Annotated in this window: 9 protein-coding genes; 4 read left to right on the top strand and 5 right to left on the bottom strand. The window is 36.9% G+C overall.

What is annotated here, in order from left to right:
* Position 1 precedes the first annotated feature (1 nt).
* Positions 2 to 454: a hypothetical protein gene (locus tag RE431_RS08210; RefSeq protein WP_309561497.1), complete on the bottom strand. Its 453-nt coding sequence runs from the start codon at positions 452 to 454 to the stop codon at positions 2 to 4.
* Positions 455 to 607: 153 nt separating this feature from the next.
* On the opposite strand from RE431_RS08210, the gene RE431_RS08205 reads away from it, so the two are divergent.
* Positions 608 to 1,012: a DUF2059 domain-containing protein gene (locus tag RE431_RS08205; protein ID WP_309561496.1), complete on the top strand. Its 405-nt coding sequence runs from the start codon at positions 608 to 610 to the stop codon at positions 1,010 to 1,012.
* A gap of 105 nt (positions 1,013 to 1,117) precedes the next feature.
* Entirely contained in the window at positions 1,118 to 1,957 is an 840-nt protein-coding gene (locus tag RE431_RS08200; RefSeq protein ID WP_309561495.1) for a 1,4-dihydroxy-2-naphthoyl-CoA synthase, read from the top strand.
* A 71-nt stretch (positions 1,958 to 2,028) separates the two neighbouring features.
* Here RE431_RS08200 and RE431_RS08195 read toward each other — a convergent pair whose 3' ends face one another.
* The 4 genes from RE431_RS08195 to uvrA all read right to left on the bottom strand — a co-directional run bounded on the left by RE431_RS08195 (position 2,029) and on the right by uvrA (position 11,046).
* Entirely contained in the window at positions 2,029 to 4,428 is a 2,400-nt protein-coding gene (locus RE431_RS08195) for an alpha-ketoacid dehydrogenase subunit alpha/beta (RefSeq protein ID WP_309561494.1), read from the bottom strand.
* Between the two features lie 196 nt (positions 4,429 to 4,624).
* The gene (locus RE431_RS08190; protein ID WP_309561493.1) at positions 4,625 to 7,435 is read right to left on the bottom strand and encodes a gluzincin family metallopeptidase; all 2,811 of its coding nucleotides are present in this window, start codon (positions 7,433 to 7,435) and stop codon (positions 4,625 to 4,627) included.
* A gap of 77 nt (positions 7,436 to 7,512) precedes the next feature.
* Entirely contained in the window at positions 7,513 to 8,202 is a 690-nt protein-coding gene (locus tag RE431_RS08185; protein ID WP_309561492.1) for an LOG family protein, read from the bottom strand.
* Between the two features lie 12 nt (positions 8,203 to 8,214).
* The gene (gene uvrA, locus RE431_RS08180; RefSeq protein ID WP_309561491.1) at positions 8,215 to 11,046 is read right to left on the bottom strand and encodes an excinuclease ABC subunit UvrA; all 2,832 of its coding nucleotides are present in this window, start codon (positions 11,044 to 11,046) and stop codon (positions 8,215 to 8,217) included.
* 387 nt (positions 11,047 to 11,433) lie between these two features.
* Here uvrA and RE431_RS08175 point away from each other — a divergent pair, with 387 nt between their 5' ends.
* Positions 11,434 to 12,441, top strand: a complete 1,008-nt coding sequence (locus tag RE431_RS08175) for a response regulator transcription factor (protein ID WP_309561490.1) — start codon at positions 11,434 to 11,436, stop codon at positions 12,439 to 12,441.
* A gap of 400 nt (positions 12,442 to 12,841) precedes the next feature.
* Complete coding sequence (locus tag RE431_RS08170) at positions 12,842 to 14,302, top strand: PQQ-binding-like beta-propeller repeat protein (RefSeq protein ID WP_309561489.1); 1,461 nt, start codon at positions 12,842 to 12,844, stop codon at positions 14,300 to 14,302.
* Positions 14,303 to 14,374 lie beyond the last annotated feature (72 nt).

The raw sequence follows: 14,374 nt of genomic DNA, 5'->3' as shown, positions 1-14,374 counted from the left end.
TCTAATAATTGTAATTATAAGGAGAGGTGTATCTTCTGGTACCAAATCCTCTCTGATTATAATTGTTGAGGAATGGATTCGTGTAATAAGGATTCATGAAAATATCATCCTGATCTCTTGCCCGAATATCTCCGGTAACTTCAAAAATTTTCTTTTCACGCTTTCTTTGAGGAAGCGGTGATCCAAGATCTACTTTTTGCTGAACACGATTACGGTTCATTTTATCAATTGCAGCAAGCATATCTATCTGATCACTTTGAATATTATCTTTCAAATGAAGAAAAGAACCATCAGGAAGATTGAAACTGGATTGGGTTTGCCAGTTAAAGCTGAATTCTCTCCAGGTATTGTCAATACTTCGATTACTTATTTCAAAATCTTCACGATCCCAATATTCCTGTGCCTGGGCAAAGGAACCTATTAAAAGAAGTAAGAAGACTAACCTGAATTTCATTTTAATGTTTTATGGTTCTGTATCAAAAACAATGCAAACCTAAATATTTTACTTTCAGAAAATAAGATATTCCCGAAAAAATACCTAACAACAGATTGATTAAATCAGGAAACCTTTATTTTCGTGATGAAATTATACAATCTAAAACCAATTATGAAAAAATTTATTTTTACGCTCAGTATTCTGGCTATAAGCTTAACCTCATTTGCACAGGAGTCTGAAACTTTCGAAGCTAAAGCCGTTAAACTAATCAAAATGACGGCTGGTCAGCAATTCGACATCATGACAGAGCCAATCGTTGAAATGGTGCCTGAAGAAAACAGAGAAGCATTTAAAAAAGAACTGGCGGTTAGCACAGATGGTCTTTATAAAAAAATGGCCGCAGTATATACTGAAAGCTTTACTGAAGAAGAAATCGATAAGATACTTGCTTTTTATGCTACTCCAGTAGGAAAAAAAATGGTTGCAGTAACTCCTGAACTTACGAAGAAAGGAATGGAAATTGGTCAGGCTTGGGGAATGGAACTTCAGCCGTTAATGGCAAAATATATGAACTAGAATCACTGGATTCAGTTCAAAAGCCTGTTGTTTTCGACAGGCTTTTTTTATTGTGCTTTCTGAAATGATCATAAAGCTCTATTTTTACCTTAAAATTTAATTATCATGTCTAAAATTCACTGGGAAACAGTAAAGGAATACGAAGATATCACTTATAAAAAGTCGAATGGTGTTGCCAGGATCGCTTTTAACAGGCCAGATGTACGCAATGCTTTTAGACCGCATACTACTTCAGAACTATTAGATGCCTTTCATGATGCGCATGAAGATACTTCAATTGGTTGTGTGCTACTTTCTGCTGAGGGACCTTCTTCTAAAGATGGGAAATGGGCTTTTTGTAGTGGAGGCGACCAGAAGGCTCGTGGACACCAGGGTTATGTTGGTGAAGATGGTTATCACCGATTAAATATTCTTGAAGTTCAAAGACTTATCAGGTTCATGCCTAAAGCAGTCATTTGTGTAGTGCCAGGTTGGGCAGTAGGTGGAGGTCATAGTTTACATGTAGTTTGTGATCTCACTTTAGCCAGTAAGGAGCATGCCATTTTTAAACAAACAGATGCTGATGTAACAAGTTTTGATGCTGGTTACGGTTCGGCATATCTTGCAAAAATGGTGGGCCAGAAGAAGGCTCGTGAGATTTTCTTTTTAGGTAGAAATTATTCAGCTCAGGAAGCATACGAGATGGGAATGGTGAATGCAGTTATCCCTCATGATGAACTGGAAGACACTGCTTATGAATGGGCGCAGGAAATCATGGCTAAATCTCCAACATCTATTAAGATGCTGAAATTCGCTATGAATATGACCGATGATGGTATGGTTGGTCAGCAGGTTTTTGCTGGAGAAGTTACCAGGCTTGCTTATATGACCGATGAAGCTAAAGAAGGAAGAGATGCTTTTCTTGAGAAGAGAAAACCAGATTTTGAGAAAAAATGGATTCCATAGAGAATTGAAAAATATTCCAAATAAAAAAGCCGTGATTTTAATCACGGCTTTTTTATAATATAAAATTCTAATTATCTCAATTTTGGATACTTCTGAGGATTAGATTCATGCATAATAGCATATATCTTTTCAAAAATGTCTTCAGCTGAAGGTTTTGAGAAGTAATCTCCATCTGTACCGTAAGCTGGTCTATGTTCTTTTGCAGTAAGCGTTTCAGGTTTGCTATCTAAAAATCTATAAGCATTTTGCTCATCAAGAATCTTCTGAAGGATATATGCTGAGGCTCCTCCAGGAACATCCTCATCTATCACAAGCAACCTGTTAGTTTTCTCCACACTTTTCACGATATCATGATTAATATCGAATGGAAGAAGTGATTGCACATCGATTACTTCGGCATCAATATCAACTTCATTAAGTTCTCTGGCAACATCTTCAACTATTCTTAGAGTTGAACCGTAAGAGACCAAAGTGATATCACTTCCTTCTTTAACCGTTTCAGTAACTCCGATAGGCGTTTTAAGCTCTCCTAAGTTCGTTGGAAGCTTTTCCTTTAATCTATATCCATTAAGACATTCTATTACCATAGCTGGTGTATCAAGGCCTAATAGATTATTATAGAAACCTGCTGCTTTGGTCATATTTCTTGGAACCAGTACGTACATACCTCTTAGCAGGTTTAGCATTCCACCCATTTGTGAACCACTATGCCAGATACCTTCCAGCCTGTGACCACGAGTTCTAACGATAAGCGGTGCTTTCTGTTTACCTTTCGTACGATAATGAACCGTTGCCAGATCATCACTCATACCCTGCAGGCAATACATTACATAATCTAAATATTGAATTTCGGCGATAGGTCTTAAACCTCGCATCGACATCCCTATTCCCTGTCCCAGGATAGTAGCTTCTCTAATTCCGGTATCAGAAACCCTGAATTCACCGTATTTCTTTTGCATTCCTTCAAGACCCTGATTTACATCACCAATTTCTCCAGAATCCTCTCCGAAGATCAATGTTTCAGGTCGGCTGTTGAAAATGGCATCGAAGTTATCTCTAAGAATGATCCTCGCGTCTACTTCTTCAGAATTATCATCGTAAGTAGGTAATACCTCTACCTGTGTATCTTCCTCTTTATATAAATAAGATGCATAATCGCTGTGTGCCTGTTCAGAAAAATCATTTAGCCAGTTGATGATCGCAGATTTTGCTGCTGAATCTTCACCAATAAGATATCTAAGTGATTTTCTTGCCGCGGAAACCAGATCCTTTTTAAAAGGCTCTTTATTTCCTGCAATTTCTTTCTTTAAAGATTTTATGAAATTAGAATTAGCACTCGAAGATGCAGCATCATCTAATAATTTAACTAATTCCTTCTGCTTACTAAGAGTTGGTTTGAGGTAAGCTGTCCAGGCATTATGCTTAGCTCCTCTAACTTCTTTTTTGATCGCCTTTTCAAGGTCGTCCAGTTGATCTGAAGTAGCAAAATCATTTTCAATCATCCATTCCCTGAACTTCAGATTACAATCATGCTCTTTTTCCCATTTCAGGCGATCTTCAGACTTATATCTTTCATGAGAACCTGAAGTGGAATGTCCCTGAGGCTGAGTTAGCTCGACCACATGGATTAGCACAGGACAGTGCTCATTTCTGGCAATTTGCGAAGCTTTCTCGTAAGTATCTACAAGCGCCGGATAGTTCCAACCCTCTACTACAAGAATTTCATAACCTTTATTTTCTTCATCTCTCTGAAATCCTTTAAGGATCTCAGAAATATTTTCTTTTGTTGTCTGGTATTTAGCATGAACAGAGATTCCATATTCGTCATCCCATACATTCATTACCATAGGAACCTGTAATACACCTGCAGCATTAATGGTTTCCCAGAAATGTCCTTCACTTGTACTCGCATTTCCAATAGTTCCCCAGGCCACTTCATTTCCGTTATCAGAAAATTTTTCAGCCTGTATACCATCAACGTTTCTGTAAATCTTAGATGCCTGTGCCAGACCTAAAAGTCTTGGCATCTGACCTGCGGTTGGAGAAATATCTGAACTGGAATTTTTCTGCTCCATCAGGTTCTTCCACTCGCCATTTTCGTCCAGGCTATGTGTCATAAAATGGCCACCCATTTGGCGTCCACCAGACATAGGCTCATTTTCAATATTTGTATCTGCATATAATCCGGCGAAGAATTGCTCTGGAGTTAGTTCGTTGATCGCCATCATTAAGGTTTGATCGCGATAGTAACCAGATCTAAAATCTCCATTCTTAAAGGCCTTGGCCATTGCTAGCTGTGGTACTTCCTTTCCGTCTCCAAATATCCCGAATTTCGCTTTCCCGGTAAGTACTTCTCTACGTCCTAATAAACTACACTCTCTACTGGTAACAGCAGTTCTGTAATCATCAAGAACCTGAGATTTGAATTCATCAAATGAAATAGAATTTTCAGTTTGTGTTTCGCTTTGCATGAACATTATTTTGAATGGTAACAAATGTAGCGAAAACTATGATTAAATACAATTCAAATTTTAGGGCAAAAATTGACAATAATGTAATTTTAACTCTATTTTATTATTTATTTTAGAAATAAATATATCCTAATTGAGAATTCGTTGATAATACCGAAATTAGATTAAGGATGTTTTAATAATCACTCTCAACTGCCTAATACCAGCGGCGAGTGAATAACCTTATGAGCGTATTAAGGTCCAGAGCGACTATAAATCTAATACGCTGGTCGTAATCTGGTTCCCCAATCTCCCATCCCAGATTAGAGTAAACAGGAAAGAATAGTTCAAAATAATCCTGAACCAAACTAACTCTTATCCCTGAGTCATACAATAATTTTCCATTATCGCCCCTGTTTTTCACAATTCCAACGTCTCCATATGCATAGATCCAATTCCAGATATTCGTACTTGCGTTGATGGTAGTGATCCACTCATTGGCGTATTCTGGCTGCAGTTGAGATTTGAATCCTCCTTCAGCTACAATGATCTGCTGACTGAATAATCCGCTTCCCTGGCTACGACCATAATAATTATAGTCAAAAAGATAATCTGTTGGTCTGTCGAGGGCAAAGCTGAAGTAATCGTTGGAACGAACATCATTATAAAGAAAGGTTCCGGCGAAAAACCTAAGATTGATCTGCCTATTATTGGTAAATAATTTCCTGTATTCTGCTGTTGCCGAAACTTTACTGAACTTATCAGAAAGCTGGTAATCAAAAGAAGCTGTTAAGTGTTTTAGAAAGTTAGGATTGCTATAGCTATAATTCACGTTCAGAACATTATAGTCTGGGATCAATAATGGATCTACCGGATTCTGATCTCTTTTTACATTAATATTTCGGATGGAAAGTCGCTGTCTTTCATTGCTTCTTAAATAGGAATTTCTGAATGAGAATACCAGGAAAGGCGTGACCTTTTCGTAGAATAAGTTGTAGCCGTAAGAAAATCGTGAACCACCAATTCCATAATAGATCAGGTTAAGATCTTTGTTTTCGAATTGATGCGCATTATAGAAAGATGCTGAACCAACCAGTGTCTTACTCGTAAAACCGTATTTTGGGGAGATAGAGAAATTGAAAGTTTTACTAAGTACTGTCTTATTATATAGCTTAGGGCCTATGGAAACACCATCATAAAGGTTGTATTCAAATTCCGGCATAAAGAAGATCTGGTTATATCTTGGATCTTCCACATCCTGAAATAATCTAAATTGTAAAGGTTTGTTGAGCAGTTTAGACACTCCTTTATAATTGTTCCTCTGATTGAATTCTGGAATTTCCTGTTCATAATTTAACGCCAATCTCTCAAAATCATAATTAGGAATAATGACCGTTTTTGTATCCCGAACATTTTCTACCCATTCTTTATAAACGGTCTCACCATCTACCAAACCATAAAGACTTACCGGCATATCATTATTCCGAAGATTTCTGATAGTTACCTGTAGAGAGTCATCGATCTTTTTCAGTTTACTGATCTTAAAATCAATTTTCTTGTTCGTGCCAACATAATCTTCATAAAACCAGGAAATATCCTTTTCCGCATTTTTCTGAAGAACTTCAACAAAGTCCTTATCAGTGACCGGTTTGAGATTATATTTTGAATAGAATTCAGAAATGGATTTTTTAACTGAATTATCTCCGAGAAATTCCTCTAGATATTTAATTCCAACTCCTGCTTTGTAGGCATTGGCAATATTCTTATTGAATTTTACTAATGAATCCTGGCTGGTGACAAGAGGCTGATCAAGATTCATCCTTGCCATGTTCATGTAAAGAAACTGGTATTGGTCGTTGAATTCAAGATCGGCAGCATGAAACCATCTAATTCCAATGATTTTGCTAAGGCTCCCAATAAGTTTCATTTTTGGATAATACTCATCCACATAATCCATCATCAGGGAAACCATAATAGCATCGGTCACCCACTTTTCCTCTCTTGGATTTAAAAATATTGTATTCTGAAGGTAATTATTGGTAATGGTCTTAAAGAGTTTGAGATCATACTGAAACCCGTCAGGGAAAGGCCTGATAAAACTAGGAAGTTGATTTAAACCATAAATCGGGCTGTTGAGATAATCTTCCTGGGTGATAAAAATGTTCTCATGAGGATATTCACCTAGCCTTCTATTTAAAAAGCTGATGGTTCTTTCCAGGAGTGTATTCTTTACATCAAACTGGATATCCTCATCTTCAATATTCGTGATGACCTGGTTCTCATTGGCGCCAATAGACTCGAAAATGTAGGATTTGGTGATGTACATTTTGCTATCAACACGGTTGTCACCGCTAAAAGTGATCGTTTTATAGCCCTTATTGGTTTGTGTTCTTAAAAGATCTAAACTTGAAGCTGCATAAAATTCAGTAGGAATATCAATGGAGATATTGACTGTATGCGGTTTTAAATATTGCAAACCAAGATCCTGATGGCTGTATAATTTCCAGCCATTGTCCAGTGGAGCAGGAGTGAAGTACCAATATCTTAATTTGTAGTTTCCATTATCGTCACGACCGTACCTTGTGAATTTATCATCTGGAATCTTTACTTTATAGTTTAAATGTAAGTTGATAGAATCCCCCGGAGCTAAAGGCGTATTCAGCTTTACACGTATAAGGTCTGCAACATTTCCAGGTCTGTCCCAGGATAAGGAGTCTCCAGACTTTTCACCGATAGAATTGATGGTGGTATAACCTCTTTCTCTGTCTTTTGCGAAATGAAATCTTCTTGCATAATCTTCAGCAAACCGTTTGGCCAGAGCAGAAGTTTTAGAGCTGAAAGCATTATTCCAATCATTCAGATAAATGCTTACCAGCTCTCTTTCTTCAGTATTTACAAATTTTATATCCTGATCTATTTCTAAGGTATGCGTGCTATCTATTAGCCGCGCATTCACATTGATGACATTCTGTGCAGAAAGCCACCCTGAGAAAACAAAAAATATCAGGAATAACGGAAGGTTCTTCAACTAGCAATAGATTTAGTACTGATAAGCAATCAGGGCTAAATATAGTCAAAGTTTGATACCTTCAAAGGACCTGTTAACTAGAAATTAGGACTTAGGTTATATTCGTCGTAGAATTGATCCAGAATTTCGATTACTTCGTCTTCAGTATCTACAACCTGAACCAGATCTATATCAACAGCACTGATGTTATTGAAACTATCTAAAAGAGTCGTTTTAATCCAGTCTACAAGACCTCCCCAGAATTCACTTCCAACTAAGATGATAGGGAATTTATCAATTTTATGAGTCTGTATCAAAGTGATCGCTTCAAAGAGTTCATCAAGAGTACCGAAACCACCAGGCATTACCACGAATCCCTGTGAATATTTTACGAACATTACTTTTCTAACGAAGAAATAATCAAAGTCAAGGCTTTTATCGTTATCTATATAAGGATTGTCGTGTTGTTCAAAAGGTAATTCAATATTTAATCCTACTGAAGTCCCTCCGGCAAGGTGAGCTCCTTTGTTACCAGCTTCCATAATACCAGGACCACCACCAGTAATTACACCATATCCATGATCTACGATCTTCTTGGCAACTCTTTCTGCCAATTTATAGTACTTCATGTCTGGTTTAGTTCTGGCTGAACCAAATATTGATACACAGGGACCAATCTGGCTAAGTTTTTCGTAACCATTTACGAATTCCCCCATGATCTTAAAGATCGCCCAGGAATCGTTAGTTTTTATCTCGTTCCAGGCTTTATTTCTGTTATGCGTTTTCATTATATTTTTTGGTTAGGTTAATTCCTTCTTCAGGAATTTTGCTGTATAGCTTTTTTTGTTTTTAATGATCTCTTCTGGTGTTCCGGTGGCCACAACTTCTCCGCCGCCTTTTCCTCCCTCATAACCAATATCAATAATATGGTCTGCCATTTTGATCACATCCATATTATGTTCAATGATTAATACTGTATTACCTTTATTGGTAAGGGTGTTTAGAACATCCATTAAAACCCTTATATCTTCAAAGTGTAAACCGGTTGTAGGCTCGTCTAATATATAGAAAGTATTTCCGGTATCTCTTTTGGAGAGTTCGGTAGCCAGTTTTATTCGCTGAGCTTCACCTCCCGAAAGGGTTGTAGATTGCTGACCAAGACTTATATAACCCAGTCCAACATCCTGAATGGTTTTTAATTTTCGATAAATCTTCGGAATATTCTCGAAGAAAGGAGTTGCCTCATCTATCGTCATTTCGAGAATGTCTGCAATAGACTTTCCTTTATAACGAATTTCAAGTGTTTCCCGATTAAATCGTTTTCCCTGGCAGGTTTCACATTCTACATAAACATCTGGCAGGAAATTCATTTCAATAACCCTCAAACCACCACCTTTACAGGTTTCGCATCTACCGCCTTTTACATTGAAACTGAACCTTCCTGGTTTATAACCTCGAATTAAGGCTTCAGGTGTCTTTGCAAAAAGACTTCTGATCTCTGAAAACACTCCGGTATAAGTCGCGGGATTTGACCTTGGAGTTCTACCAATGGGACTCTGATTTATATCAATTACTTTATCTATATGATCCAGTCCCTTGATACTTTTGTATGGCTTAGGTTTTTTTACCCCATTAAAGTAATGGGCATTCATAATAGGGTAGAGGGTTTCATTGATCAGGGTAGATTTACCACTACCAGAAACTCCTGTTACCGCTATCATTTTCCCAAGAGGAATGGTGATATTCACCTTTTTAAGGTTATTACCTGTTGCTCCCTTTAATTCGATCTTCTTTCCATTTCCTTTACGTCTTTCTTCAGGAACTGGTATTTCTCTTTTTCCGCTGAGATAATCTGCCGTTAGCGTATCATGCTGCATAAGTTCGGTTGGAGTTCCTTCGCTAATGATCTCTCCTCCATGCTTTCCTGCTCTTGGCCCGATATCGATCACATGATCGGCACGTTCGATCATATCTTTATCATGCTCAACTACGATCACAGTATTACCTATGTCTCTAAGAGATTCCAGTGAGTTGATAAGCTTTTCGTTATCTCTCTGGTGTAGACCAATACTTGGCTCATCAAGAATATATAGAACTCCAACAAGTTGAGAACCAATTTGAGTTGCCAGTCTTATTCTTTGTGCTTCACCCCCAGAGAGGGATTTTGAACCACGGTTAAGGTTGAGATAAGTAAGTCCAACATCCAATAAAAATTGAAGCCTGGTTCTAATCTCTTTAATGACTTCTTCAGCAATTTGTAATTGCTTTTCACTAAGCTTCTTTTCAATACCGTCAAACCAGTTAAATAAATCTGTGATATCTAAATGAGCAAGCTCGGCAATATTTTTATTATGTATTCTGAAGTATAATGCTTCCTTCTTTAATCTTGAACCTTCACATTCAGGGCAAACTACCTTATCCATATACTCTTTAGACCATCTTCTTAAAGAAGTTGAATCGTTATTACGATACGTAGTTTCAATAAATGACGCGACACCTTCAAAATCTATTTTGTAGTCCCTGGTGATCCCAAGGGCCTTAGACTCACGAGAAAACTTTTCTTTTCCTCCATGAAGTATCATTTCCAGGGCCTCTTCAGGAATATCCTTTATCGCATCTGTTAGTTTAAAGTCGAATCTTTCAGAAATTAGTTCTAATTGAGAAAACACCCAGTTTTTTTTCTGTGGTCCATGCGGAGCCAATCCACCGTTTTTAATGGATTTTGAACGATCCGGTATAATTTTTTCAATATTCACCGTGTACAAAGTCCCGATACCATTACAATTAGGGCAGGCACCTTTTGGTGAATTGAAAGAAAAACTATTGGGCTCAGGATTCGGATAACTGATACCTGTTGTTGGACACATCAAATTTCTACTGAAATACCTGATATTTCCAGTATCCTGTTCCAGGATCATCAATGTATCCTCACCGTGATACATGGCTGTCTTTATACTTTCTTCCAGGCGTTTATCTGAATCTGGCTTTTCATCGATCTTCAAACGATCAATTACGATCTCGATATCGTGAGTTTTATATCGGTCCAGCTTCATACCCTTTTCGATATCCACAATCTCCTCATCGGTTCTAACTTTAATAAAACCCTGTTTGGCGATCTGCTCAAAAAGTTCTCTATAATGTCCCTTTCTACTTCGAATAACCGGAGCAAGTATGCTCACTTTCTTTCCTTTGAAATCCTGTAGTATTAGATCTTTGATTTGCGAATCGGTATAGCTAACCATTTTTTCGCCGGTATTATAGCTATAAGCTTCACCCCCACGGGCAAAAAGCAATCTCAGGAAGTCATAAATTTCGGTGATGGTTCCAACCGTGCTTCTTGGATTCTTAGAAGTGGTTTTCTGTTCTATGGCAATAACAGGCGAAAGACCTTCTATCTTATCTACATCTGGTCTTTCCAGGCTGCCAAGAAATTGCCGAGCATAGGCTGAAAACGTTTCAATATATCTTCGCTGTCCTTCAGCATAGATAGTATCAAAGGCAAGTGATGATTTACCCGATCCTGAAAGTCCGGTAATTACAACCAGCTTTTCCCTTGGGATATTAACATCAATATTTTTTAAATTATGAACCCGTGCCCCGAGTACTTCAATTCTATCTTCAGTTTTCGCCATAAAATTTTTCAAGATGGCAAAGTTACTTATTGTATTAATATTTAAAAAGCCAATGTCAATCTACTGATGTTAAGATAGCTGTAAATTTTGACGTTTTTGATCTTTGAGTTCATTAACCAGATTTGTAATCCAAAATAAAATAAAAAGTTAAAGATTGGATTTAGCGTCTTAAAATCAGGCTTTAGGCGAGCATATAAATACCTGTTTGTCAGAGTAATACTACCGATAATTTTACTGGAAATAGGTGAAATCACCTATATTTGAGTATTCAAAAAGTTCCCTATCCCAAATCATTTTTAAAATTTTAGCAGACATCGATCGGTGTCTGGGAATATCAGCCCTTGTATTCTTGAAATGGTTATTTAAAATTTTTAATGTGGATTGAAGATGGAAAAAAGGCAACTTCTAATTGTAAGTAAAGACCAGGAACTAATAGACAAACTAATAGAGCAGGTGAGTGTTAACCTGGAGGTCACCTCAGAAAAGTCTATACATGTAGCATATAATATCGCGCTCAATCTTTTGCCGGATATTATATTTTTCGACAAAACTTCTTATAACAAAGCATCAGATTTTCGTAATCTGAAAAATTTCAAATCAACTCATTTCCTTACCAAAAGTTTTCTCATCGTATATGGGAGAAGTGAAGATCTCCTGATCATGAAAAAGAGGTATAAGTCTTTAATAGATGAATACCTTCCGGAGAAAATGAATATGGATCAGATTACATCTATCCTATTAAAGAATAGCAGTCCGAAAAATTTCAATTATTGGCATGAGTGTTTTATGGGACTCTTTAATATGATGGCACAACCAATAGTTTTGCTTCAGCAGAACAATATTATCGCCATGAATGATGCCTTTAAAAAGACCTTTAAAATTGACAAACTGGATAGTCTCAAATTAACAGACCTGGTAAATATAGAAAACAAGGCAAAGGTCAAGACCAGTCTTAGAAATTTCGCTAGAGGGAAACATATGAAGGCTGTTACTACTACTTCTTTATTGATACATGATGATAAATTAAGAAATGCGAGGATAAGTTTTTCCAAGCTAAGCAGGAATGTAACCGATCAGTTCATAATGCTTATAGATTTTTCAGGGGAAGAATATTTTATAGACGAGAAGGTGGGTAGCCATTCAGATCAGGTTGAGAAGTGTTTTAAAGAGAATAGCGAACTAACAGATTTTAGTTTTACCAAAAGAGAAAAAGAGATCATTGGATTATTATGTAAAGGATATAAAACGAAGGAAATTTCAGAAACCCTTTTTATATCTCCAAAGACCATTGAAAAGCATCGCTCTAACATTATAAAAAGAACAAATTCTGAAACCATCTTAGAGAGCGTTATCTATGCAATTAACCATAAATTGGTTGATTTTCCAGTTTCTTAAACATATCATAAAAAACTGTTAAACAGGAACTTAAAATTATATTATAGGGGAATTCCCCCATCATTTAAAGCAAAGGTCTTTTATACATTTACATCATTCAATATAGAATATCCCCCCTTTCTAGAATATTGAACCTACACGTAACCCCCGAATCACTTAGTTTTTTGAATTGATACTTTTTGCTCCCAGGAGGAACATCTGTATATATATTTTATTAACCATTCTAAATATTATTAACCAATACTGCTAATTATGAAAACTTAGTCACTCCCAAGCTTTACTTCTAAGAAGTATCCCCAATTTCACATTGTATGAAATTTTCCTCGTGGATTATATCCATGACCGGAACAGATATTTTATTGACCATTCTAAATTTTTTATTAACCAAAACTTTGTAATTATGAAAAGAATTAATTTTTATTTGGCCTTATGTGCGATCTTCGCACTGATGTTGGCTGGGTGTAGTAAGGACGATACTTCGCCCAAAGAAAACCCAGATGAAACCTCTTATGTTGAGCTTTCATTTGAAGCTGCAATAAATGACCTGGTAAACAGGGCGGCTTCAGTAACTAAAGATCATTTTAATCAGATTCCAGATTGCTCAGATGGAACGCCTAGCGTTGCCCGAATTCAGTTCTCATACGGTGGAAGCACATTTAATGTAGATCTGGATATTTCATTTGATGGAACCGTATACTTTACTGACTATTCAGAAGATCTTAAAATTCCAGTTGCAAATAATGGTTCTACCACAGTAACCTTAGAGGAATTTATGGTATATGATGGAGATCCTGATGGCGATGGAAAACTTATATGGATCGCTCCAATCTCAAGCGAGGAAGGTCAGTTTGATGGATATGTAGACAATCCTTTACCTTTCGATATTATCGTAAGAGATGGTACTAAACCTTATATCCCGGTAGAAGTTCTATGTTACGATAACCGAATGGTTAACGAATACGGATATGTATTCTTCGATCTTGAAAATACCGAGCTTATTGAATTCTGTATTTTTGGAAACTTCTGTCCTCCAAGTGGTAGACACTACCTTGCATCTTATAGTGTAAAAGTATATACCGTAGATGATGAAGGTAACAATACTGCCGATCTTTATCCTGAAGGTATTATGAATTCTATTGAAGGTGGTGATGGTGAAGAATACTCATCAGACCCTGTATGTATTGTATTACCAGATAGACTTGGTGAGGAAGATCGTTATCGTATCGAAATCAGAATCCAGGATGGACCTAATTACGATGCTACCGATGGAGAGTTGATAAGAACTACTATCCTATCTGATGAAGAAGTTCGTACTTTCTTTGATGGAGATGGCAATATTGAATATTTCCATTTCTTCGAAGGTTGTGATGAGCCAGATACACCTCCAATCTTTGATGATCCGAGAGATGATGCTATGACGTACAAAACATGTGCGAAAGCAATCAACGATTCAGGAGTTATTGCTCTTGCAGCAGTTACAATCGATGGGAATAATCTTGACGTGACCATTCTTGCAACTGGCATGGCTCCAGGTATGGAACATGCTCAGCATATTCACGGATTGGATTTAGGAGATGCTACCTGTCCTCCAGACGAAGCTGATACAAATTCTGACGGATTAATTAGCCTCGATGAGGGCGCTCCTTTTTATGGTGCACCAAGATTATTTCTCTATGAAGAAGGAACAACTTTCCCGACTCCTTCAGCCACAGGAAATTATATTTATGAAAGATCTTTCACCTTAACAGCTCAACAAAAGGCTCAGTTAACACCAATGTATGAAAAAGTAGTTGTACTACATGGTATGCCTGGTATGCCTAGTCTTCCAGTTGCATGTGGTGAATTTCAATTAGTAGAATAGAACTATAACTAACTGCTCGGTAAATTCGGGCAGTTAGTGTATTATTTATTAACCATTCTAATTATTTAACTA

Origin of the sequence: Christiangramia sediminicola (genome assembly GCF_031344135.1) — a bacterium.
Classification (GTDB): Bacteria; Bacteroidota; Bacteroidia; order Flavobacteriales; family Flavobacteriaceae; genus Christiangramia; species Christiangramia sediminicola.
Note: the sequence above shows the minus strand (reverse complement) of the source record. Positions and strands in the feature narration are given on the sequence as shown.